Source organism: Methylobacterium endophyticum (assembly GCF_050591105.1).
Taxonomy (GTDB): domain Bacteria; phylum Pseudomonadota; class Alphaproteobacteria; order Rhizobiales; family Beijerinckiaceae; genus Methylobacterium.
In genome coordinates this window covers 1-21,774 of record NZ_JBNHES010000031.1, presented here as the reverse complement: position 1 = coordinate 21,774, position 21,774 = coordinate 1, and the positions used below count along the sequence as shown (strand labels likewise).

The window sequence follows — 21,774 nt, the reverse complement described above, 5'->3', positions numbered from 1 at the left end:
ACGAGGACGACCTGCTGCCGGGCGAGGCGTGGGTGTGGTCCGGCAGTAACCTAGCAACCCTGGAAGCCGATTTGGACGCTGGCTCGTTCTAGTCCCGATCAACCCCGTATGACGAAGAACCGAAATTCTCTTCTCAGGTAGTCGATGGCTGCCCGCACCTTGAGCGGAACGAACCGGCGCGACGGGTAGACGGCCTGCATCGGCAACGGCATCGGCCGGTGAGCGGGGAGGATGATCTTCACCCGTCCCGTCTCGATCTCGTCGCGGAACGCCCAGATCGGCACGACGCCGATGCCGAGGCCCGCGATGACGCCCTCGCGCACCCCTTCCGAATTGTTGACCCGGAAACGACCCGCGACGTCGACTGAGACGGGTCCATCCGGGCTCGTGAACGACCAGCGGTGGCCGGCGACGAGACGCGTGTAGACGATGCAGTCATGGGCGGCGAGGTCGCCCGGGCACGTGGGTTCGCCGCATTTCGCGAGATAGGCCGGGGCGGCGACCGTGACGCGCCGCGTGATCCCGATCCGTTTCGCGACGAGGCCCGGATCGGTGATCTCGCCGACCCGGATCGCGAGGTCGATCGCCTCCTCGACCAGGTCGGAGAAGGCGTCGTTCATGATGAGATCGACGCGGATGTCCGGGTAGCGCTCCGCGAACAGCGCAAGGCGCGGCACGACGTGCAGACGCCCGAACACGACCGGCACGGTGAGTCGCAGCGTTCCGGACGGCCGGCCCTTGCGCCTGCCGACCGCGGCTTCGGCCTCGGCCAGCGTCTCGAGCGACCGCAGGGCGTGTTCGTAGAAGACGCGACCGTCCTCCGTCACGGCGAGCGCGCGGGTCGTGCGGGTGATGAGCCGCGTGCCGAGATGCTGTTCCAGCGAAGCCACTTGCCGGCTGATCGTCGGCTGGGTGGTACAGAGCTCGGCCGCCACGGCGGTGAAGCTGCCGGCCTCCACGACCCGCACGTAGGTCCGCATGGCCGTGATCAGGTCGTTCATCCATACCGTCCCCGTATCGTCCGGAGCTCCGACACCCCGTAGCCGACCGCGGCGGACCGGTCACCGATGACTGCCGATCGAGGCGGTGGATTCCGGCGGGCGACGACGCCCGCGAGACCGACGCATCCTTCGGCACGCGCCGCTCGCTCGCGCCGCCACGGTCCCCGTCGCCACGGTCCCCGTCGCCACGAGCGCCCAGGATCTTCCAGCACGTACTCATACAGGTCGCGTATAGATCCTATTCCCGCGTCACCTCTTCTCACGACTCCCGGTTGTCCGCACGCTGGTTGCAAAGGGGAGACCCTCATGACTCCGGATGCACGGCACCATACGGCCCAGGTCAACGGCATCCGGATGCACTACCTCGACGCGGGTGCGGGCCCGGCCGTGCTGCTTCTGCACGGCTATCCGGAGACGCATTTCGCGCGGCGCCATCAGTGGCCCGTCCTGGCCGAGCGGTATCGAATCATCGCTCCGGATCTGCGCGGCTATGGCGCGACCGACAAGCCCGATACGGGATACGACAAGCGGTCGATGGCGGGAGACGTCCGGGCCCTGATGGCGCATTGCGGCATCGGGCGTGCCGCCCTCGTCGGTCACGACCGCGGCGCCCGTGTCGCGACACGGTTCGCCAAGGACTACCCGGAGGCCATCGACCGCCTCGTCGTGATCGACAACATACCGACGCGCGTGGTCTTCCAGGCCACGGACGCGCGGCTCGCCAAGCTCTATTGGTTCTTCTACTTCCAGCAGGTGCCGCATCTTCCGGAGGCGCTGGTCGCAGGGCGCGAGGAGATGTTCCTGCGGCACTTCTTCGATAGCTGGTCCTACGCGCCGGGTGCGATCGGCGAGGAGGCGGTGGCGGAGTACGTCCGCGCCTATTCTCGGCCCGGCGCCTTCCGCGGCGCCTTCGCGGACTACCGGGCAGGACCGGTCGACCTCGCGCAGGACGAGGCCGACGCCGACCGGCTGATCGCGTGCCCGACCCTCGCGATCTGGGGCGCCGACTTCGACCTCGTGGGCCGGACCTTCGACGTCCTGGCCGTGTGGCAGGGCATGGCCGGAGACGTGCGCGGCGTCGCCATTCCGCAATGCGGGCACCTGCCTCCAGAGGAGCGGCCCGACCGCGTCAACGCGGAACTCCTTGCCATTCTCGAGCCGTGGCGGGGCTGACCATGACAAGGCGGAAGGTCGTCGTCACCGACCACGTATTCCCGAACCTGGAGCCCGAACGCGCAATCCTCGACGGCTTGGCCGATCTGGTCGTCGCGCCGTCCACGGACCCGCAAGCTCTGCTGGAGGTCTGCCGCGATGCCGACGCTCTGCTGAACTGCTACGCGAGGCTTCCGCCGACCCTCGTCCAGCAACTGGAGCGCTGCGCGATCATCGCGCGCTACGGCATCGGCGTGGACACGATCCCGCTGCCCACGACGCGGGACAAGGGCATCCGGGTGACCAATGTCCCGGACTACTGCATCGAAGAAGTCGCCGATCACACCCTGGCGCTGATGCTGGCGCTCGCCCGCGGGCTGGTCCGCGGGATCGACCAGACCCGCGCGGGCGTGTGGAACGTGGCCGCCGTCGCGCCTCTCCACCGCCTCCGCGGACGCACGCTCGTCCTGCTCGGGTTCGGGCGCATCGCGCGCGCCCTGGGCCTGGACATCCTCGTGTGCGACCCGTTCGTCCCTCAGGACCCGATCGCGGGGCTGGGGGCCCGCCGCGTCGAACGCGACGAGGCCTGGGAGGCGGCCGACATCCTCTCGCTCCACGTGCCGCTGGAGGCCGAGACGCACCACGTCGTCAACGCCGAGAGCTTGGCGCGGCTGAAGCCCGGGGCCCTCCTCGTCAACACCTCCCGCGGCGGCCTCGTCGACCTTCCCGCAGTGTGCGCGGCGCTGGCATCGGGGCGATTAGGCGGCGCCGCGCTTGATGTCCTCGAGACCGAGCCGCCGACGGCGGAGACTTGGATCGGGACCGTTCCCAACCTCATCGTGACGCCGCACCTCGCCTTCTACTCGGAGGAATCGCTGGTCGATCTCCAGAGGCGCACCGCCGAGGAGGTGGCCCCGGCGCTGCGCGGCGAGCCAGCCCTCAATCCCGTCCACTGATCGCAGGAAGGCACCGTCATGGACCTGACCATCCACACCCCCGGGACCGCGCCCGAGCGGTCGAAGCCGATCGCGGCCGACTCGCTCGAGCGCTACGGCTTCCTGCCGAACCTGCACGGGATCATGGCCGAGTCGCCGGTTATGTACGAAATCTATCGGCAGACCGGCGCGACCTTTGCCAGGCGCACCCTGTCCGTGCTCGAACGCCAGATCGTCCTGCGGGCGATCGACTACGAGAACGAGTGCCATCACTGCATGGCGGTGCACTCGCCGATCGCCACGCGCGAGAGGATTCCCGGGGCAATCCTGTCCGCGCTGCGCCACGGCGACCCGCTGGCCGACCCGAAGCTCGAGACGCTGCGCAGCTTCGCCGCCGCCATGACCCGGACTCGCGGCCAAGTCGGGCAGGCCGAGCTCGATCGCTTCGAAGCGGCGGGCTACACGCGGGAGAACCTGATCGAGGCGATCGTCGCCATCGGGTACGAGGTGCTCGGCAACGACATCGATCACGTCGCGGCCACGCCCCTCGACGCGGCGTTCGAGGCCTACGCGTGGAGCAAGCCCGAACCCGTCCAGCAGGCCGACGCGGCCTGAATGGCGCGGTGGAACGGGTCCGATGGCGCTGAAGCTCTACGATCTCGCGGCGGCCGACGAGCGCGTCCGGTTCAGTCCGTTCGTCTGGCGCGTGCGTCTGGCGCTTGCGCACAAGGGCCTCTCGGCTGACACGGTGCCGTGGCGCTTCACCGACAAGGCGACCATCGCCTTCTCGGGCCAGGATCGCGTTCCCGTCCTAGTGGACGAAGGCGCGGTGATCGTCGATTCCTGGTCGATCGCCTGTCATCTCGACGCCAAGTATCCCGACCGGCCGTCCCTGCTGGGTCCGCGCGAGGCCCGAGCCGGGATCGTGTTCGTCAGGAACTGGTGCGACGGGGTCGTGATTCCCGGGATCGGGCGCCAGATCGTGCTGGACGTCTGGACCATCCTGCACGAGCGCGACCAAGAATACTTCAGGCGCACGCGGGAGGCGCGGTTCGGGGCGACGCTCGAGGCGGTCGCGGCGGGCGCCGATCAGGCCCTGCCCGCCTTCCGGGCCTCCCTCGAGCCGCTCCGCGCGACCATCCGGTCGCAACCCTTCCTGGGGGGCGAGCGCCCGAACTTTGCCGACTACATCGTATTCGCCGCGTTCCAGTGGGCTCGATGCTCGTCGCCGCGCGGACTCCTGGCGGCGGACGACCCGGTCGCGGCCTGGCGCGACCGGTCGCTCGCCCTCTTCGACGGCCTGGCTGCGAGGGCGGCTCGCGCCCACCTCTCCAACGAAGGATCGGATTCTCCGCCATGATCGACGTGCATTTCTGGACGACCCCGAACGGCTACAAGATCCTGCTGGCGCTGGAGGAGGCTGGAGCGGCCTACCGGATCGTGCCGGTCAACATCAGCGAGGGCCGGCAGTTCGAACCCGACTTTCTGCGCATCTCCCCGAACGGCCGCATGCCGGCCATCGTCGATCACGCGCCGGCCGACGGCGGCGAGCCCGTTCCGGTCTTCGAGTCCGGCGCGATCCTGATCTACCTCGCCGAGAAGCTCGGCGGCCTGATGCCCGACGACCGGCGCAGCCGCAAGACCACGCTGGAATGGCTGATGTGGCAGATGGGCGGGCTCGGCCCCATGCTCGGCCAGAATCACCATTTCAGCCACTACGCGCCCGAGCGCATTCCCTATGCGATAGAACGCTACGTCAAGGAGACGTCGCGCCTCTACGGGGTCCTCGACGAGCGATTGGCCGATCGCCCCTTCATCGTAGGCGACGCATACGGCATCGCCGACATGGCGGCCTACCCGTGATGCCTGCTGTGGGAACGGCAGGGTCAGCGGATCGAGGAGTACCCGAACGTCCGCCGTTGGCTCGATGCCCTGGCGGTGCGCCCCTCCGTGCAGCGCGCCTACGCGGCCGGTAAGGCCGTCAACTCGACTCCGACCGTCACCGAGGAGTCGAAGGCCATCCTGTTCGGCCAGGGACGCCGCGGCGGCTGAGCGCCGCGACCACGCTTCCGAAGCCCGAGCGTCACGACACGGGGAGGACGACCATGACCGGACGGTTCGGCGCGCGCGGCCGCGCCGCCGCGTTCCGCGCGCTCGCGGCGGCCCTCGTCCCGACCGGTGCTCCGGCCGCGGAGGCCTTCTCCGACGGCGTCGTCAAGATCGGTGTGCTCGGCGACCGATCGAGCGTCTACGCGGACAAGTCGGGCGCGGGCTCGGAGCTGGCCGCCCGCATGACCGCGGAGGAGGCGGCGGCGCTGTTGCCCGGGGTCGCCATCCGGATCGTCGGCGCCGACCACCAGAACAAGCCCGACATTGGACTTGCCTCGCAAAAGTGGAGAGCTCTTTTCCTGAAGGAGGAGGGTTCCGATGTCAGACCGGAAGCAAACCTTTACCCCTGAGTTTCGTGCCGAGGCGGTGCGACTGGCGCAGACGAGCGGGCGGTCCCGCCGGGAAGTCGCCGCCGATCTAGGCGTCGGGCTCTCGACGCTGCGCAACTGGATCGACGGCCGACGTGAGCGGGAGATGGACCACCCGCCGGCGGAACGGCAGGAGGACATGGCCGCCGAGCTCAAGCGCCTGCGCCGCGAGAACGAGGTGCTGCGCCAGGAGCGGGAGATCCTGAAGCGGGCCACGGCTTTTTTCGCCAAAGAGGGAAGTCGATGAGGTTCCGCCTCGTCGACGCGGCGAAGAAGGACTTCCCGGTCGCGCGCCTGTGCAAGGTCCTCGACGTCAGTCCGAGCGGCTACTTTGCCTGGAAGAATCGTCCGGCTTCGGCACGGCAGCGCGAGGACCTCGTGCTGCTTGCCCATGTTCGCTCCGCCTTCACGCTCTCGCACGAGACGTATGGCAGCCCGCGCATGACGCATGAGTTGCGCGAGCAGGGCTTGGCGGCAGGCCGGCGACGCGTGGCCCGGCTGATGCGGGAGAACGGGCTCAAGGCCCGCCAGCCGCGCCGCTTCCGACGCACGACGGACAGCGGCCACGCCTTCCCGATCGCGCCCAACCACCTCGACCAGGACTTCACGGCGGCTGGGCCGGATCGGAAGTGGGGGAGCGACATCTCCTACATCTGGACGCGGGAGGGCTGGCTGTACCTGGCGGTGGTCCTCGACCTGTACTCTCGACGGGTCGTGGGCTGGGCGGTGGGCGACCGTCTTCACAAGGAGCTCGCGCTGACTGCGCTGCGACGTGCCCTCGTCGTCCGGCAGCCCGGACCAGGTTTGCTGCATCATTCCGACCGCGGCAGTCAGTACTGTGCGAATGAGTATCAGGCGGAACTACGAGGACATGGCATCGTGATTTCGATGTCTGGCAAGGGGAATTGCTTTGACAACGCGATGGTCGAGACGTTCTTCAAGACGCTGAAGAGCGAACTGGTCTGGCGCACCGCCTTCCAGACGCGAGCCGAGGCCATCGACGCGCTGGCCCGTTACATCGATGGCTTCTACAATCCCCGACGCCGTCACTCGGCGCTCGGCTTCACCAGCCCCACCCAATTCGAAAGGGGCATCGCCCACCACACCGCTCTCCACTAAACTGAAGCAAGTCCAATCGCGGATGCCCGTGTTCAGACCTTGCCCGCCGGCCGGGCTGTTGAGGTGCGCGGCGTCCCCCGCCAGCAGCACGCGCCCGCTCCGGAAATGAGGCGCCACGCGCTCGTGCTTGCGGTAGGCCGAGGTCCACACCGTCTTCCGCCAGGCCCCCTCGCCGAACAGAACCTCTGTCAGCTCTCGCGCGTGATCGGCGAGCTCGGCGTCCGTCAGCGTGTCGGGAATGCCCTGCTCGATCAAGCGCCATATCCGCGGCGCATACCGGATCGACATAAGGAGCGACGGGCGATCGGGCTCGGCGAGCCACCCGTCCGCGGTGTCCGCCTCCTCGCTCACCTCGACATCGGCAAGGACGGCTCGAGTCGCGTAGGTCTTACCCTGCAACTCCCAGCCGAGCTGCTGCCGAACGCTGCTGTGGGAACCGTCCGCCCCCACGAGGAATCGCGCCTCGACGACGCTCTCGACGCCTTCCCCTTCGCGAAGACGAACATGCACGCACCCGCCGGCCTCATCGTCCTCGAATCGAACGAACGAGCATCCCATACGCAGCTCGATCCTGTCGTTGCGCTGGGCGTGCTCGAAGAGGACGCGCTCCGTGCGGTTCTGAGGGATGGCGAGCAAGTAGTTACACTGCGTGATCGGGTCGTAGGTTCCGAAGTCGAAGTCGATGAGGGTCTTGCGGTCTGACGCGCGGCGCAGCCGGAGGTGGGACGACTGCTCGCCGCTGACGATCAAATCCTCGACCACGCCGAGCGACCGAAAGATTTCCAGCGTCCGTGGAAACAGCGCGATTGCGCGGGAGTGAGTGTCCAGCTCCCGCTTCTGATCGACGACGATGCTCCTGACGCCCCCTCTTCGCGAGGCCGAGAGCGAGCGTGAGGCCAACGGGGCCGGCGCCGCAGATAAGGACTTCGGTGCTTTGAGGAAGGGACGACACGATGATCTCCTCGGATCATTGCCACGGCGCCGCGACCCGCTATGTTGTCAGCGACAACACACAACTGGGAGCCTTTGTAGGCTGTGTCAACATTGGATCGCGAATCCTGCTGCCCATCCGGCGCGCGGCGTTACCATCACGGTAACCTGCGCGATGCGCTGCTCGAACGGGCGGCCGAGGTGATAGGTGCGGAGGGAATCGAGGCGCTGAGTCTGCGGGCGCTCGCCCGCGACCTCGGCGTCTCGCACGCTGCACCCGGCAGACACTTCCAGACCCGGACGGACCTCCTCGCCGCGCTGGCGGAGGACGGCGTGGACAGGCTGATCGCGGCGACTGAGTCGGCGATGGCCGCATCGGGCGGTGATCCGGTCGAACAGCTTCGCTCGCTCGCCAGCGCCTATCTGCAATGGGCCAACGAACACCCCGCACACTACAACGCGGTCCGGAACCCGGAGGTCGTCCGATGCGCGAGCCCGGGCCTTAAGGCCAAGATGATGCGGTTCGCCGAGAAGCAGAGGGCAACTTTGCGGCAGGCGCAGGCCGCAGGATGGATGGTCGAGGTGGACCTCGACCTCCTGATGTTCCAGTTCGTGGCGACCCTGGTCGGGTCGGCCACGGTGATCTCCGATCCGCTCTATCGTGAGGTGCTCGGACCGATCTGCGCGCCCGACCGCGTGGGTGACATCGTCGAGCGCGCCTTCCCCCGGATGACGGCATCGCCCCGATTCGGCGAGCAGGCCAGGACGCGCGGCTGAGCAGCACCGGCATTGCGCGACCAGGTCCCGGAGAATGCAGCCACAGCAACGATCGGGGTTCACGATGGCATACGAGAAAGGCGCAGCCGCCGTTCTCCGCAACGGCTCGGCCGGAGGTTCCCGCCTCGGGCGGAGCGGGTCGTCGGCGGCAGCACCGAGAGCGCGACGCGCGTGAGGAAGAACGATCCGCCCCAACGTACGGATAGGGCGAGCAGAATCGTCTGCTCGGACGCGGTCATGCTGCGGTTCACGGAAGTGGACTTGGCGGGACGGTTCAGTCGCGGAAGGCCATCCGGTCTGCACCGCGTCCACGGGGTCGCGCATCCCGCTTCTTGCGCCGCAATCTCGATCGATCTGCCGGCGCCCGGCGGCTCAAGCCGTGATCGCCTGGTTGGGCCACAGCCAAGAGCACGGCGTTATTGGACGATCCAGCCCGCAGGCTCGGGAGACCGCCGAGAAGCGCCGGCGCGGTTGTTCGTTCATCGGATGCCTTCACCCATGACAGGCGGATCGGTCGGGTCGCGGAGGACTCCAGACCAGGAATGGCGAGGGTTGGATAACATGATGTCGGCGCACCGCCCGGGGGACTAAGCTGAACGATGACGCACGATCTGCGACAGACGGATGGGGCGCCCGAGGTCTCGACGCATCCGCCCGAAGTGACCCTCGTGGCCGGCTACCAGAGCGGTGCTCTCGCGCGCTGCACGGAGATGCACGCCCAGCACTACGCGAGGATTGCGGGGTTCGGACGCGCGTTCGAGGCACGCATCGCCGCAGGTCTGGCCGATTTCGCAGATCGACTCGATCATCCCTGCAACGGCCTCTGGCTCGCGGTTCGCCGGGGGCAGATCGTCGGCACGGTGGCCATCGACGGCGAGGACATCGGCGCGGGCATCGCGCATCTGCGCTGGTTCATCGTCGATGACGGATTGCGCGGTGGCGGCGTCGGCAGAAGGCTGTTGACCGCCGCTGTGGGCTTCTGCGAGCTGCGGGCCTTCGACGCCGTCCACCTTTGGACGTTCCAGGGCCTACATGCCGCCCGTCACCTGTACGAGTCGCACGGCTTCCGGCTTGTAGAGGAGCGGCCCGGACAGCAATGGGGGGTAGAGGTGCTGGAGCAACGTTTCGCCCGGCCGATCACGCGGGCGGGCTGACCCTCAGACGCAACGGCGCTCAATGGGCGGCGGCGTGTTCGCCTGACTTGGGTCGGAAGCGGAGCGTTCGCTGTTCCGGCGGCCCTTCTCCGAAGCGGGCGGACCGAATCGGCCAGCTCCTGCTGACGTCAAGGGGTAGCTGAACGCCTTGGACGGGTGGATTTCCGCCCGACCGCTCCCGGAGGGCGGATGCATCAAAGCAGGCTTACTCAGGAGATGCGCTGTCCTGTTGTTCGCGCGGTGAGTGCCCGACGATGCGGGAGAACACCCGCGAAAACGCAGCGGGGCTGTCGTAGCCGACCTCCGCGGCCACGCTCTTGACAGACTTGCCCTTGGCGAGGCGCTGGCGCGCCACTGTCATCCGCCAGAGCGTGAGATAGTCGATCGGTGTCCGGCCGACAACGACGCGGAAGCGCTCCGCGAAACGGGTGCGCGACATGCCGGCCACCTCGGCGAGGTTCTCGAGCGACCAAGGCTTGCCCGGCGCCTCGTGCAGCGCGGTGAGCGCACGCGCCAGCCGGGTGTCGGCGAGCCCCGCGAGGACGCCGCCGTCGACGAGACCGCTCCTCACCACGTGCCGCACGATCAGTATCAGCAGGTAATCGAACAGCCGGTCGAGCGCCGTCTGCCGGCCGTCGCCCTCCGCGAAGGCCTCGTCGACGATCAGGTCGCAGGTCGGCCCGAGCGCGGGATGGCTGGCGAGCGGCAGCACCACGAACGCCGGCAGCCCCTCGCCGATCGGGCTACCCGCTTCGCCGCCGAGGTCGACGGCAGCGCAGGCAAGGTCGGCGCCACGCTCGGGGTCGACGAGAAAGCGGTGGGTGCGGCTGCGCGGGAAGAACAGCAGCGTCGGCTCTGAGAGCATAAGGTCGGGCTCGCCACGTTGCGCGAGCGTCAGCGTGCCGGCGTTGAGGAAGTGCAGATGGCCGCCTTCGGCGAATTCTACCGCCTGGCATAGGTTGCCCGTGAAGAAGGTCCGCGCGGTGGGCGTGGCGTGGGCGAAGAGGGCGGCGAGGTGATCCATCGGGACGATCGGCAACGTTCTCGGGACCTACGCTACCGCGTCGTTCGGCATAGAGCGGGCGTGCAAGCCGCACAAACCAAGACGAGGATCTCGCCGATGCCCCGTATCGCTCCCATCGACACCGCCCATGCCGCCGCCGAAGTCCAGGCGACGCTCTCGGCCGTGAAGGCCAAGATCGGCATGGTGCCGAACCTGTTCACCACCTTCGCGCAGTCGCCCGCCGTGCTGAACGGCTATCTCGGCTTCTCCGACGCGCTCGCCAAGGGCGCGCTGACGGCCAAGCAGCGCGAGATCATCGCGCTTGCCGTCGCACAGGCCAACGGCTGCCACTACTGCCTGTCCGCCCACACGCTGATGGGCAAGGGCGCGGGCCTGACGCCCGAAGGCGTCCATGCCGCCCGCCACGGCAAGGCGCAGGACGCGCTCGACAACGCGGTCGCCGCCTTCGCCCAGCGCGTGGCGGAGGCGAAGGGCCACGTGAGCGACGCCGACATCGCCGCCGCCCGTTCGGCCGGCCTCGACGATGGCCGGCTCGTCGAGGTGATCGCCAATGTGGCGATCAATGTCCTCACCAACTTCACCAACAACGTCGCGCTGACCGACATCGACTTCCCCAAGGTCGACGTCGCGCTGGCGGCCTGACCCACGGCGGACGCGGCGTCTTACTAGCCGCCGCGTCCGACTCCCTCGACGTCCATCAACTGCGGCCTCGCCATGACGAGCGTTCGCAAAGCCAACAGGAGAGTGTCATGAACTTCCGTTTCGTCACCAAGACCGTCCACGCTTACCTCGACTATCCGGTGGCGCTGAGCCTGATAATCACCCCGTTCCTGCTGGGACTGGGCAAGACCAACCCGCTGGCGCTGTGGCTGTCGGTCGCGACTGGCGTCGCCGCTTTCGCGCTGACCTTCCTCACTGACCACAAGACCGGCGTCATCCGCGTGCTGCCCTACTGGCTGCATGTGGCGGTCGATCGCTTGGTCGGCGCCACCTTCATCGTCGCGCCGTTCGTGCTTGGCTTCGAGGGCCTCGACGCGATCTACTACTGGGCGAATGGCGCGGCGGTGCTGCTGGTGACGTTCGTCCTGAACGCGCCCGAGACCGAGGACCGCGCTCCGGTTCTCGCCGACGCTTGAGCTCCGGATGACCAGTCCTGAGGCGGCTGGACGCAGGCTCGGCCGCCATTTCATTCGCCTGGATCATCCTCCGGTGGGTTAGGCCGATGCGCAGGCGGAGAGGAGCCGGACATGACGACCACCATGGACGCGCGGCTCATCGAGGCGCGTCGGTGCGTTGTCTTTGTGCTGCACATACCGCGGGGATCCGCTGTCGATCGTGCAAGCGGGTGCAGGCGCCCGACTGCCCGCTTCTCCGGCGTACTTACGGCAAAGCGGATCAGCGGCTTTCGGCCATTCTCGGTCGTCCCGGCGCCAATCAGATTGCCGGCAATCAGACCATCCGAAAGCCTGGTCGGAAGCAGCCCCTCGCTACGGATACCAAGCATTGATTTCCGGCCGGTAGCCGCGCCGGAGAGCGACCTTACTCGGAAGCCACCATGTCCCTTCCACGAGAACTTCATCGGACGACGGTACGCCGAACGCGAAGCTAAATGCCGAACTTCCGGCACTCGATCCGCTTCCGACCTCGCGCCCTCATTCGGGCGCTCCGCAATCTGAGGTAGTACGTTCGGAGGCAGACTTCGCGGCCGTCACAAAGGAACGATCGACCGAGACTATTGCGCGATCGTGCATCGGGCCGAGGCCGGCGGGTTTGGTGCACCGTTCCATCAGGTCTGGACGGCCAAAAGGAACAGGGCAATCCATTGCCAGGCAATCGATACCGTGGCACGGGAGGGCACCGGAAGGAACCGGAAGGAGCGGAGGCCGCACTTCGACCGCCGCTCCAGGCGGGGCCGCGATGTGCGGCGCCGGAGTCGAGCGAGGTTGGCCCCATGAGGTAGATCGCGATCACGCAGAGCGGAACCGAGCCGAAAAATGGGTTTTGGCAATGGTTTTGGCAATTGGATGCCCCGTTCGTGCGTACGCGGGCCGGCAACCTCGGCCCGCGTCCGATCGACGTCCGGCCGCGCGATCCGAAGGAGTGGCGCGGCCGGGCGGACGGGCGACGGCACTTAAGCCCCATGCGGCCCGATCGGACGGGGCGCCCAACCTGAGCGTGCGCCGCCTCCCCGTATCTCATCCGCGACGGAACCATCGAAGCCTCATGAAGCGCCGGCCATTCTATGCGGCAGCAATCGCCACTTCGCGTCGGACGTCGTGCCCGGAGCCTCGTTCGCGCAATTCGCGATTCGGCGGCGGGTGCCGGGCGCGGCGCCGTCCGGCTTCCGATCGGCAACGGTCTCGGCCGAGCCGACCACGCTGGGCTGCCCACGCGTTCGCAGGCGACGTGGGCCCGCACGGAGAAGGGAATCGGGATCCCCAGGCGTCCGACCCGAGATGCAAACAGCCGGCTTCCGGAAGCCGCCGGCAAGGCCGGCAGGAGAACCGGCCAGGAGCGACCTGCAGCCACGATCGTCGCGCCGCCTAGCGGAGTTCAGTTGGCCCTTTCTCCCAGCCTGTAGAACCTCGACCTCGTGCGCGCGTAACCCAAGTCCGGTTCGAGCGTGAACAGTTCGCTGGTTCTGCAGAGTTCTCCGTCCGGTATGACAGGATGACCGAGCACGATGCCGACGAGGTGTGGCGCGGGAGCCAAGCGAAGCCTCCATTCCATCAGGAGTGGCGCATCCCTCAAATCGTCGGCACCGGGATGGTGGCCGCCGGCGATGCGTTCGAGATCCTCCGCCAACCGACGATGGCGGGCAGCGATGCGGGCGAGTTCGGGAAAAGGGCCAGGACCCTTGTGCAGGACCGACATGATCGATGTCCTTCGTTCCGACACCGTGGTCGGATGGGGGGCGACAGAGCGCATCGAGGTCGGCAGGATCGCGCCTCCGAACGCGGCGATGCGACATCGGCCATCGTCGGCCGTCGTCGGGACGGATCGTGCGGCAACTGGGCCCCGAACCTCCCGCGCGCGCCCGAAACTCGCACGGGCGCGATTCCTTTGATCGCGGCTCGAACGACGTCACCGAGCGGTCCCGTCCGAAGCCAGCGCCGGATCCCGGCGTGCGACTGCCGATCGCCTTCGGCGACACGGACTTCCGGGCGGCTTCGAAACCGACCGCCTCGCCGGAGATCGCCTTTCATCGTTGAGTCCCGACCTTCCAGGTCGACAGCCCGGGAGCCGGAACGGAATCCGGATCGTCCCCGGACCGAGATACCGGAGCTTCGCCGACCGACCGAGCCGCCGCCGAACCTGCGACTTCGTCGTAACGGGCGCCGAAGACGTGATGCCGATTGAGCAGGCGCAGTACGAAGTGCGGCGACCTCTGCCGCAGATAGAACTCCTCTCTCGAGCGTCGGGCCCGTCCGCCGCGCGCAGTCAGGTAGGCGACGAGATCCTCGGTCGCCTGGGCCCGCATGAGTGCCGCGGCGAAGGTGAGCCGCGCCGACCGGATCTGCGCACCCTTTCCGAGCGACCTGTCCCGAGCGCAGCGCGCGATCGCAGTCCTGAGATCGGCCGCGCCAAGTGGTTGCTTCGCCGACAACATGAACAGGCCGTTCCCGCCGGTCGCATATTTCCGGCGGTCGCGCATGTACGCTTCCAGAACGTTCCGGACGGGCTTGAGCAGCGGAACCGTTCTGGCGGCGTCCCGGCCGTGGATCGAGCGGCGCGCACCGACCACGATCGTCGCGATGCCGGCTTCTGTCCCGAGATCGTGAGGGTGGACGGCGCATAGCTCGTCCGGTCCTGCCCCTGTTCCTATGGAGACGGCCAGAGCAGCCGCAAGACAGCGTTGCGCTGAGGGAGGAACGTCCGGTCGTGCATGGACGACAGGATCGATCAGCGCCAGAGCGGTCGCCCTGTCGAACGGCAGAGCCGCGAACGACGGGATCATGGCGTACGTCGCCGGTTCGGTCGCTTGGACATGCGCCAATCGCGCGTCCATCTGTCACCACGACCATTGGATCTGCCGGGGTCGCTCGGCACCCGTAATGTGACGGGAGCTGCGGATGCATTGCTCCGGCGGTCCGGCGACACCTGCCGCTTTCGATGAGCGAATGCGTCCACGACCAACTCGTGGGAGTCGAGCGTATGCGAACCGTAGACGTTCTCGAGAGTTTCCACCGTCATCGAGAGGTAGTCCGCCGCAACCCAGATCGGCACCCCCTCGTTTTTCATCCAGTGCGCGCAAGTGTGCCGGAGAGTATGAGGGGTGATGCGCTCGGGGTCCAGTCCGGCGTCTTTGACGATCTGCTTGAAGGTTATTTGAATGTACGCATTGTAACCTGTACCATTTTGCTGATGGACGATGTTCAGAAGATCGCGCTTGTCGTCGTTCTCCTGCCAACGACGTATATGTGCCTGAAGCGATGTTGGGATTCTGCAAGGATTGCGGCTTTTCGAGGTATCGGCCTCGCGATCACCTCTGCGAAACAATGTCCTCAGATCGCCTGAAACGTATCCGGCCGAGTCGTTTTTCTTCCAGCGCAATCGGAGCACCGAGTCGTGCCGTGTTCCGGTCCAAGCTGCCAGCAATATGAAACGGGCGATCCCGGCACGTCGGCGCCGTGTGTAGGGATCCTTGATGACGAGACGGCCGCGAGCGTCGCGAATCCAGTCGTCCGCCTCGGGATCCCAACGACGCCCACGGCACGCTAGGAGGAGGCGGGCGACCTCGTCGTAGGTCAACCACTCGTCCCTAGGCTGAGCTTTCGGCGGAAGCTCGGCCTGTCTGATCGCGGTTAGGTTCTTCTCGCGCGCATAGCGCTGGATCGCCGAGTTCAAAACCTCGAGCTCTCTGCGAGCCGACTGTGTTCCGGTTACGCGGATCTTGGAAGAATCGGACTCCTTCGTCTGATTCTTCCAGCGCACACCCGTTCTGATGTTGCGGTATTCAACACTGGATTGCGCCGTGACATCGGACAGGTACTTTCCGCTCCAGTATTTTCGAAGTTCGGAAATGCAGAACAGGAGGTTCGTGCGATTGCGGATCTCTGCATCCGTCGCGCCCGCCTTTTCAGGGTTGGACGCCTCCATGTGGTCGAGGATGTCGTCGAGGGGAATCTCATCCGCATTGGATGGCGCCGCCGCCGTTCGCGGCCCTTTCGCTTTGTCCACCTTGTACTCGGAAAGCAGAAGATCAGCCTTCGTACCGTCGGGGTCATGCGGATCCCAGAACAGGCCCAGACTGAGCTGATTTTTTCCGTCGATGATATACCACATCCACGTTGAAGAATCCTGTTCGTCGCGCTTGCGCAACCAGAGCCGCGCACCCGCCTGTTTCCTTCTTCCAGCCATGGCCCGATCCCTTGCTTCGGTCAGCGGAACATCAAGGTGCAGTCGTTCTCGAGATGTTAACGGGAAGATCTTCTATTCCCTCCGCCGGACCTCGCTTTGGAGTCTGGTTGATGAGACCATAGTCTCACTTCTAAAAGCCGGCGGTAGAGATTCAGCGCGACTTACCAGGATCGATGGAGCAGCTTCGGCTTGCGACCCCGGCGGCGGGCGACGGACGGCACCTCCGCCTCTCGATCCGATCGCGGGCTCCTTCGGTCGTCCATGCTTTCGGCCGATCCGCACGTGTCCTTCGCATCCCGACGAAGCTGCGGCTCGAGAAGCGAGCGGACCGCCGAAGGCGTCGTGTAGAGCCTGCCTGCGATCGAAGCGGATGCGAGTTGACCGAGACGGACCGCCGAACGAAGCGATTTGACCGTCAGCGGGCCGTTCGGGAAGAACAGAGCGCGCGCCTCTTCGAGGGTCACGATCTCGTCGTCGGCCCATTGATCGACCGCCGGCCTTCCGACGAGGCGTCGAAGAGGATCCGCACGGTCGTCGATCCGGCCGCGGCTTGGACGCTCATGCCGCTGGCCGCGGTCTGCGGCCCGAGGCCGGTCGCCTCCGAACGCGTCCGGATCCGGGCCGGGAGCTTCAGAGTTCATCGATCGGCATCCAGGTGAGACGCGCGGACGCGGACGCCCCGCCGGTGACGAAGGCGGTCGCTTCGCGTGCGCTGCGGAAAGTGACGAAGGCGGCGACGGTGAGGTACCGCGCGTCGTCGCCGGGCACGAGGACGCCGGATCCGATCAGTTCGATCCGCTTCTCCCGCAACCACTGCGTGTTCGCGCATACGTCCGCGACGATCCGCGAGCCGGGCAGAAGCACGGTTTCACCGCCGCGCATCGTCGCGGTCGCCAGCGCGCCCCGCCAACGCATCGTATGTGTGGTTCGGACGAGACCGAGGGGATCGAGGCCGCGCGGGGCCATGACCACACGCGCGCCGATCGGCGCCTTCACCGGTTCGACCGCCGCGACGAGTCCCGGCATCGCCATGTCGAGGAGCGGGCGTAGATCTTCGGTCACCTGCGCCGCCGTGGCGATGTCGTGTTCCGTGGCCGTGAACCTCTCCGCGTCCTGCCTGTTCGCAATCGTCGCGAAACCATGGTTGGCGATCTCGTCGACGAACGCGCGCTGGAGGATCAGTCGAACGGTCTCGTTCATGATGCGCGGCCCGGTCGCGACGCACGCGTCCCAAACGAAATCGAGCGTCGGGTCAGCGGCGTGTGCGGCGAGACGCTCTTGAAGCATGCCCGATTCGCCGACTACAGCTCTGAGCTTCGTCGATTGCGGTGCCGGCATCCCGACCAGGATGTACAAGCCGGGACCAAGCATTGCAGGAAGGTCCAGCAGACGATCCATCGACCATATCGGACATGCATGGAGCGCGACGCCCGATGAGACGAACTCGAGTGAGACGTACCCTTCGTCCCGTGTGCCGGCCATCATTCCTCGGAACGGACGCGGACGTTTCTCCAGCATCGCGATTCCTCCTGCACATCATGTTGGGAGTCGCGATCGGTTCGTCGCGACGATCGCGCTACTTGGATCGGAAGGACCGACCGGTCGGCGACGCACCTCCGGTCGTCGACCGCATCGAGGACCGGCGGGTCGCGTCGCCGATCATCGGAACGTCAGCGGAGAAACTCCTCGACTTCGACCGAGGCGAGCGACCTTCGCGATTCGAGCATCTCGGCCAGTTCCAGGAGTCGTTCACGTCGGGTCCCCAGGAGGGCCAGCGCGGACTTCGCCGCCGACCGCAGCGCCCTCTCGACGAGAGTCCCCACCGCAGGGTCGACCATGCGTCCGCCATCCGCCGACAGCCGCCGGTCCAAACCCCAGCGGACGTGCATGTCGCGCGCGAGCGTCGTTGCGGCGAGGAGATCCGCCTCGGCTCCGGCGGAAGGGTCGCCGAACGCGAGTATCTCGGCCGCACGTCCCGCCATGAGAACGATGAGCATGTTCCGGAGCACGTGTCGGGTCACGACCCCGGGGGGCGCAAAGCCCATGTAGCCGCCCCCCCCGTGTCCGGGCGAGCGCAGGACCAGATCGCCGATCGACAGGCCGAGCGACCGCGCGGCTACGGCATGCCCGCATTCGTGGATCGCCACCCGTCTCTCGTCCTCGACTCGTGCGCGTCCGGCTGAGCCTGCGATCTCCACGAGGATATCGTTCTCGACGAGAGGCCGTCCGGCGCGGCGGGCCCGGCCTCTGGCGCGCCGCACCCAGGCGGCGCAGTCGGCGCCGGTTCCGCCCAACGCCTTTCGGGCAATGGGCCGAAGATCGGAGGCGACGAGATCCGATCCGAGATGGTGGCGCAGGATGGCGGGCAGTTCCTCGAGGGCGGGCCGGGCGATCGCGATCACCCGATCGAATCGTCCCGCTCTCAGGATCGCGGGATCGATCTGAGTGGCGTCGTTGGTCGCGCCGATCATCAGCACGCCGGCCCGGCCGCCATCGCCGTCGAGACATTCCAGGAAGCCGTTGATGACCTGGACCCCGTAGCTGCGGTTGTAATCCGCGAGTTTGCGGCGATCTCCGAAAGAGTCGAGCTCGTCGACGAGCGCGACGCAAGGCGCCATTTTTCGCGCCTCGCGGAAGAAGCCGATCATCGCCTTTAGCGTGGTCCCAAGGTGCGCTTCGCCTTCCGCCTGCCACTGTGCCAACGAACCTGCGATGAAAGGTACATCCGCTTCTCTCGCCAGTGCCGATGCGAAAATGGTCTTGCCGACGCCCGGCGGGCCGCTCAGTAGCGCACCGGGCTCGCAATCCGCCCAGGGCAGCTCACCTCTGCCGAACGCCGCCAGATCTGCCGCTGCAGCGATCCCCCATTCGGCCGCAGCGCCGTAACCCGATAGATGCGACAGACGCGGCGTAGGAGCGGCCGGCGGCTTCGAAACTCTGCGTTCCACGATCGCCCTGAGCCGGTCGATGGACCCGTCCGCTCCCCGGGAGGCATGCAGCGCGATCCGGAGATCCGTCGCGTCGACCCGCGCCGCGATCGAAGCAGGAACGGTCGTCTTCGGATCCGACCCGACGATCCGGGCTGCAATCATGGTCAAATCGTCGGGCTCGAGCGGGCCGAGCGGGATCCGCTCCTCCCACGATCGTTCCACTTCGAAGGGCAGCCGTGATCGGCCGGGGGCCGCGACGCAGATCAAGGCTTGGAAGTTCCGAAACGCTCGTCCGACGTCGACGCCCGGCGTCTCGGCTCTGATCCGAACGTCGTCGGACCGCCCCTTCACGACCACCGCCTGGCCGGCACTTCGCTGCATGCCGGGCGTTCGCTTCCATAGCGTGGATCCGGACCCGAAACCTCGTACGAGGACGTTCGTCATCGGTTCGAGCCAGCTGTCGTCGGGGCAATCCACGATGAGTACCGGCGAGCGCTCCCGGATCCGATCCAGTATCGCGGGGTCCCGCTCGATGGCGCGACCGAACAGGATCGCCGCTGCGATTTCGGCCGGGTCGTCGGGTAGGTGGGACGAAGAGGCACCCGGCTCGGCCTCGTCCGGGTCGACATCGACCGCTCGACGGCTAGAGTCGAGAAGCCGAAGCATCGCGAGGATGCCTGACGGGCGATCTTCCGCGAAGGCGACGCTTGTCGTCGGCCCGCCTTCCGCGGGCCGCTGCGTGCCCTTCGAACGGCCGAGGGACGGGATCGGACCCTGGCCGCTCATCTCGTTCCCCCGGTCGTTCCGACGAGTCCGGGACACGCGATTCCGATGAGAAAGAGGTGACGGCGGGCTTCGCGTGCGCGCTCCACCTCCCCGGCTGGAAAGTTGCATGACCACGGCGCGGCGGTTCGAACCTGCGTTCCGCCGTGCCGCAGCGCGTCCTCGATGCCGGCGACGGCCAGGGCCCGGCGCTGTGCCGAGAGAGGCAGCCCGCCCACCCAAACAACCTGCCGCTTCTCGGATGGATCCTGTCCGTGGTCTGCGCGCCTCTGATCGTCGAGCCGAAGTCGTGCCATGCTCACATCGATCGTAGGACGGCCGTTCGGATCCAGGCTGTGCACCAGCTGAAGCGTACCGCTTTCTGGAGGGCACAGACCGCACAGCAGGTCGAGATCGGCGAACCCGCTCCGAGCCACCCAGGCACAGCTCGCCCGGTCCTCGATTCTGATCGCGAAGCGCCCGAACACGTCACCGGCGAAAATGAATCGCTGGCCGTGAGGCCGCGCGTCGTGCGCACCGGCGGCTTCCGACCAGGGGCGCCCGATCTCGAAAGCATGACGCATCGCTAGTCTCGCCGCCGTGGCAGGCGTGAGGACCCGGCTTCGGGCGAGAGCCGACAACATGTCCACCGTCTCGTCGGCCACGCCGGTCAGATCGCGAAGTTCGATGGAGAGAGGCTGGCGCCCGGATACGGACTGCCGGCGCCGAAGTGCGGACGCCAGCTTCCGTGCCATGGTCGCGACTCTTCCTCGGTCGTTCGTGAGTCGTGGCATCGGTCGTCCGGTCGGGAACACGACGACGTTCTCGTTCCGCATGAGGCACCTGTCGGGTCCGGAAAGGTTCGATAGCGTTCGCGCGCCAGGATCGAAGCAAGCCGCTCGAAGGACGACGAAAGGGTCAGTCCAGGGAACGGGACGGCGAGAGGCTTCGCGGGTCGCGTCTGCACCCGGCCAAGCGGAGCAAGCCCCTTCCCGTGACGAGCACGACGCGTCGGCCGATACGGCGGGCGTCGCGCTTGACCGCGATCAGCCGACGTCTCAGATCCGGCCGCCGCCAGACGCGACCGGCCGCCGCCAGGACGATCACAGTTCCTTGGGCGCGCCGGACTGTTGCGTGCGCCAAGCCGTGGTCGGCGAGCTTCCTGTAGGATTGGATGTCCTCCAACCCCCTGGGAAGGACGGACAGGACGTCGTCGCGCGATCTCGCGACGATCTCGAGTTCGCGGGCCAATCGGATGCGCTCGCCCGCGATGCGGATGCTGCGACACAGGCTGTCATGGATGCCGCCGACGATGGCGTCACCAGATCCGGTGTACGACTTCGACATGGCACAATCTCCCGATCCGCCGAAGGAGCGGAGGAACAAGGCTGCCAAGTTTCGGGGTGCCGTCGCTTCCTCTCGCCTGCGGCGCCAAGGAAGCGCGTCGTCTTCGACAAGCATCGAAGGAATCGCCGTAGCAACGGCGTGGACCCATTTCGACGGACTTGCAGGTCGGCCAAAGATCAGGTCTTCTGGACAGACGCCTTCCGCAATTGGCGTTCCGGCTCCGTCTTCCAGCGATTCGCAGGCTGCACCAGAGATGCGTCCGCGTCAAGTATCTTCCGCGGCCAAAGTGGAAGCTTCGCAGATCCGAGGCGCCAGGGCGATGCTCGGCTGGACACAGAAGGAGCTCGCCGTCCGCTCCGGCGTCGCCAAGAGAAGTATCGCCGGACTGGAACTCGGTACCAGCACACCGAAGCCCGAAACCCTCGAGCGTTTGGTTGCCACGCTTTCGGCCGGCGGCATAGAATTCCGGAACGCCGACGCCGACGGTGTCGGCATCAAGCTTTTCAAAACTTCGAAGTTCGCCCACGGATCGAAGCCGCGGTTCGACGAGATGAAGGGCTGAGGTGATTTCGGTGTGGAATGCACCGGAATTTTCTCACCGCTCTCTGAACTGTCTCGTGTCGCCTGAGGCTGCGCGAGTGGCCTGCCTCCTGAAAAGTGGTCCTCCCTAAGGTATGGCTTCGAGCCATGTGGAGGATGTTGTCATGGGACGGAAGAAGCACACGGCTGAAGAGATTGTCGCCAAGCTGCGCCAAGTTGATGTTCTGGTCTCGCAAGGTCGCAAGGTTGCCGAAGCAATCCGGTC

21 protein-coding genes and 2 pseudogenes are annotated in these 21,774 nt (G+C 66.9%); 12 read left to right on the top strand and 11 right to left on the bottom strand.

Annotation, left to right across the window (positions count from 1 at the left end):
• Positions 1-98: 98 nt before the first annotated feature.
• Entirely contained in the window at positions 99-1,001 is a 903-nt protein-coding gene (locus ACP56T_RS21235) for a LysR family transcriptional regulator (protein ID WP_430914058.1), read from the bottom strand.
• 306 nt (positions 1,002-1,307) lie between these two features.
• Here ACP56T_RS21235 and ACP56T_RS21230 point away from each other — a divergent pair, with 306 nt between their 5' ends.
• From ACP56T_RS21230 to ACP56T_RS21200, 7 genes and pseudogenes are all read left to right on the top strand, one after another.
• Positions 1,308-2,174, top strand: coding sequence for an alpha/beta fold hydrolase (locus ACP56T_RS21230; RefSeq protein ID WP_043378372.1), 867 nt, complete (start codon positions 1,308-1,310; stop codon positions 2,172-2,174).
• Positions 2,162-3,109 carry a C-terminal binding protein gene (locus ACP56T_RS21225; RefSeq protein ID WP_430914057.1) on the top strand — a complete coding sequence of 316 codons (948 nt, stop codon included), beginning with the start codon at positions 2,162-2,164 and terminating at the stop codon, positions 3,107-3,109. The genes ACP56T_RS21230 and ACP56T_RS21225 overlap by 13 nt, the downstream gene beginning before the upstream one ends.
• A gap of 18 nt (positions 3,110-3,127) precedes the next feature.
• Positions 3,128-3,703 carry a carboxymuconolactone decarboxylase family protein gene (locus tag ACP56T_RS21220; RefSeq protein ID WP_043378376.1) on the top strand — a complete coding sequence of 192 codons (576 nt, stop codon included), beginning with the start codon at positions 3,128-3,130 and terminating at the stop codon, positions 3,701-3,703.
• 22 nt (positions 3,704-3,725) lie between these two features.
• On the top strand, positions 3,726-4,448 hold the full coding sequence (locus tag ACP56T_RS21215) for a glutathione S-transferase family protein (RefSeq protein ID WP_051975893.1): 723 nt from the start codon (positions 3,726-3,728) through the stop codon (positions 4,446-4,448).
• A pseudogene (locus tag ACP56T_RS21210) lies at positions 4,445-5,140 on the top strand (glutathione binding-like protein). Before ACP56T_RS21215 ends, ACP56T_RS21210 begins: the two are co-directional and overlap by 4 nt.
• Positions 5,141-5,193: 53 nt before the next feature.
• The gene (locus ACP56T_RS21205) at positions 5,194-5,547 is read left to right on the top strand and encodes an ABC transporter substrate-binding protein (RefSeq protein ID WP_043378379.1); all 354 of its coding nucleotides are present in this window, start codon (positions 5,194-5,196) and stop codon (positions 5,545-5,547) included.
• Positions 5,516-6,684 (top strand): IS3 family transposase gene (locus ACP56T_RS21200; protein WP_089231281.1). Its coding sequence is split into 2 segments (ribosomal slippage): positions 5,516-5,783 and positions 5,783-6,684, totalling 1,170 coding nucleotides; the frame shifts between segments, so codons are not numbered across the junction. The genes ACP56T_RS21205 and ACP56T_RS21200 overlap by 32 nt, the downstream gene beginning before the upstream one ends.
• A 69-nt stretch (positions 6,685-6,753) precedes the next feature.
• Here the strand turns inward: ACP56T_RS21200 and ACP56T_RS21195 are convergent.
• Positions 6,754-7,584, bottom strand: a pseudogene (locus ACP56T_RS21195) (FAD-dependent oxidoreductase); the annotation flags it as partial.
• Positions 7,585-7,728: 144 nt separating this feature from the next.
• Here ACP56T_RS21195 and ACP56T_RS21190 point away from each other — a divergent pair.
• Together ACP56T_RS21190 and ACP56T_RS21185 are read left to right on the top strand one after the other, a co-directional pair.
• Entirely contained in the window at positions 7,729-8,391 is a 663-nt protein-coding gene (locus tag ACP56T_RS21190) for a TetR/AcrR family transcriptional regulator (protein WP_051975894.1), read from the top strand.
• A gap of 599 nt (positions 8,392-8,990) precedes the next feature.
• Positions 8,991-9,545 (top strand): GNAT family N-acetyltransferase, encoded by a 555-nt coding sequence (locus ACP56T_RS21185; protein ID WP_051975895.1) that lies wholly within the window; start codon positions 8,991-8,993, stop codon positions 9,543-9,545.
• 205 nt (positions 9,546-9,750) lie between these two features.
• Here the strand turns inward: ACP56T_RS21185 and ACP56T_RS21180 are convergent, their stop codons facing one another.
• The gene (locus ACP56T_RS21180; protein ID WP_043378391.1) at positions 9,751-10,569 is read right to left on the bottom strand and encodes a helix-turn-helix transcriptional regulator; all 819 of its coding nucleotides are present in this window, start codon (positions 10,567-10,569) and stop codon (positions 9,751-9,753) included.
• A 96-nt stretch (positions 10,570-10,665) separates the two neighbouring features.
• On the opposite strand from ACP56T_RS21180, the gene ACP56T_RS21175 reads away from it, so the two are divergent.
• Together ACP56T_RS21175 and ACP56T_RS21170 are read left to right on the top strand one after the other, a co-directional pair.
• The gene (locus ACP56T_RS21175; protein ID WP_043378394.1) at positions 10,666-11,211 is read left to right on the top strand and encodes a carboxymuconolactone decarboxylase family protein; all 546 of its coding nucleotides are present in this window, start codon (positions 10,666-10,668) and stop codon (positions 11,209-11,211) included.
• A gap of 107 nt (positions 11,212-11,318) precedes the next feature.
• Complete coding sequence (locus ACP56T_RS21170; RefSeq protein ID WP_043378397.1) at positions 11,319-11,705, top strand: SPW repeat domain-containing protein; 387 nt, start codon at positions 11,319-11,321, stop codon at positions 11,703-11,705.
• 1,417 nt (positions 11,706-13,122) lie between these two features.
• Here ACP56T_RS21170 and ACP56T_RS21165 read toward each other — a convergent pair.
• The 8 genes from ACP56T_RS21165 to ACP56T_RS21130 form a co-directional block, all read right to left on the bottom strand.
• Positions 13,123-13,443 (bottom strand): DUF6634 family protein, encoded by a 321-nt coding sequence (locus ACP56T_RS21165; protein WP_081948535.1) that lies wholly within the window; start codon positions 13,441-13,443, stop codon positions 13,123-13,125.
• A 328-nt stretch (positions 13,444-13,771) separates the two neighbouring features.
• Positions 13,772-14,527 carry a tyrosine-type recombinase/integrase gene (locus ACP56T_RS21160; protein ID WP_158713260.1) on the bottom strand — a complete coding sequence of 252 codons (756 nt, stop codon included), beginning with the start codon at positions 14,525-14,527 and terminating at the stop codon, positions 13,772-13,774.
• The gene (locus ACP56T_RS21155) at positions 14,524-15,930 is read right to left on the bottom strand and encodes a tyrosine-type recombinase/integrase (protein ID WP_081948537.1); all 1,407 of its coding nucleotides are present in this window, start codon (positions 15,928-15,930) and stop codon (positions 14,524-14,526) included. The genes ACP56T_RS21160 and ACP56T_RS21155 overlap by 4 nt, the downstream gene beginning before the upstream one ends.
• Before the next feature lie 161 nt (positions 15,931-16,091).
• Positions 16,092-16,571, bottom strand: coding sequence for a hypothetical protein (locus ACP56T_RS21150; protein ID WP_051975896.1), 480 nt, complete (start codon positions 16,569-16,571; stop codon positions 16,092-16,094).
• Positions 16,561-17,328 carry a GIY-YIG nuclease family protein gene (locus tag ACP56T_RS21145; RefSeq protein ID WP_139239451.1) on the bottom strand — a complete coding sequence of 256 codons (768 nt, stop codon included), beginning with the start codon at positions 17,326-17,328 and terminating at the stop codon, positions 16,561-16,563. The genes ACP56T_RS21150 and ACP56T_RS21145 overlap by 11 nt, the downstream gene beginning before the upstream one ends.
• A 272-nt stretch (positions 17,329-17,600) precedes the next feature.
• On the bottom strand, positions 17,601-19,646 hold the full coding sequence (locus ACP56T_RS21140; protein ID WP_051975897.1) for an AAA family ATPase: 2,046 nt from the start codon (positions 19,644-19,646) through the stop codon (positions 17,601-17,603).
• Complete coding sequence (locus tag ACP56T_RS21135) at positions 19,643-20,377, bottom strand: hypothetical protein (protein ID WP_043378406.1); 735 nt, start codon at positions 20,375-20,377, stop codon at positions 19,643-19,645. Before ACP56T_RS21135 ends, ACP56T_RS21140 begins: the two co-directional genes overlap by 4 nt.
• Before the next feature lie 163 nt (positions 20,378-20,540).
• Positions 20,541-20,969, bottom strand: a complete 429-nt coding sequence (locus tag ACP56T_RS21130; protein ID WP_043378410.1) for a hypothetical protein — start codon at positions 20,967-20,969, stop codon at positions 20,541-20,543.
• On the opposite strand from ACP56T_RS21130, the gene ACP56T_RS21125 reads away from it, so the two are divergent.
• The gene (locus tag ACP56T_RS21125) at positions 20,953-21,531 is read left to right on the top strand and encodes a helix-turn-helix domain-containing protein (RefSeq protein ID WP_179239979.1); all 579 of its coding nucleotides are present in this window, start codon (positions 20,953-20,955) and stop codon (positions 21,529-21,531) included. The two genes, ACP56T_RS21130 and ACP56T_RS21125, sit on opposite strands and share 17 nt — an antisense overlap.
• Positions 21,532-21,774: the final 243 nt, after the last annotated feature.

Coding starts and splice junctions, on each gene's coding strand:
- ACP56T_RS21235 (WP_430914058.1), bottom strand. CDS start 1,001: ATGAACGACCTGATCACGGCCATGCGGACCTACGTGCGGGTCGTGGAG.
- ACP56T_RS21230 (WP_043378372.1), top strand. CDS start 1,308: ATGACTCCGGATGCACGGCACCATACGGCCCAGGTCAACGGCATCCGG.
- ACP56T_RS21220 (WP_043378376.1), top strand. CDS start 3,128: ATGGACCTGACCATCCACACCCCCGGGACCGCGCCCGAGCGGTCGAAG.
- ACP56T_RS21215 (WP_051975893.1), top strand. CDS start 3,726: ATGGCGCTGAAGCTCTACGATCTCGCGGCGGCCGACGAGCGCGTCCGG.
- ACP56T_RS21205 (WP_043378379.1), top strand. CDS start 5,194: ATGACCGGACGGTTCGGCGCGCGCGGCCGCGCCGCCGCGTTCCGCGCG.
- ACP56T_RS21185 (WP_051975895.1), top strand. CDS start 8,991: ATGACGCACGATCTGCGACAGACGGATGGGGCGCCCGAGGTCTCGACG.
- ACP56T_RS21180 (WP_043378391.1), bottom strand. CDS start 10,569: ATGGATCACCTCGCCGCCCTCTTCGCCCACGCCACGCCCACCGCGCGG.
- ACP56T_RS21175 (WP_043378394.1), top strand. CDS start 10,666: ATGCCCCGTATCGCTCCCATCGACACCGCCCATGCCGCCGCCGAAGTC.
- ACP56T_RS21170 (WP_043378397.1), top strand. CDS start 11,319: ATGAACTTCCGTTTCGTCACCAAGACCGTCCACGCTTACCTCGACTAT.
- ACP56T_RS21165 (WP_081948535.1), bottom strand. CDS start 13,443: ATGTCGGTCCTGCACAAGGGTCCTGGCCCTTTTCCCGAACTCGCCCGC.
- ACP56T_RS21160 (WP_158713260.1), bottom strand. CDS start 14,527: ATGATCCCGTCGTTCGCGGCTCTGCCGTTCGACAGGGCGACCGCTCTG.
- ACP56T_RS21155 (WP_081948537.1), bottom strand. CDS start 15,930: ATGGCTGGAAGAAGGAAACAGGCGGGTGCGCGGCTCTGGTTGCGCAAG.
- ACP56T_RS21150 (WP_051975896.1), bottom strand. CDS start 16,571: ATGAACTCTGAAGCTCCCGGCCCGGATCCGGACGCGTTCGGAGGCGAC.
- ACP56T_RS21145 (WP_139239451.1), bottom strand. CDS start 17,328: ATGGATCGTCTGCTGGACCTTCCTGCAATGCTTGGTCCCGGCTTGTAC.
- ACP56T_RS21140 (WP_051975897.1), bottom strand. CDS start 19,646: ATGAGCGGCCAGGGTCCGATCCCGTCCCTCGGCCGTTCGAAGGGCACG.
- ACP56T_RS21135 (WP_043378406.1), bottom strand. CDS start 20,377: ATGGCACGGAAGCTGGCGTCCGCACTTCGGCGCCGGCAGTCCGTATCC.
- ACP56T_RS21130 (WP_043378410.1), bottom strand. CDS start 20,969: ATGTCGAAGTCGTACACCGGATCTGGTGACGCCATCGTCGGCGGCATC.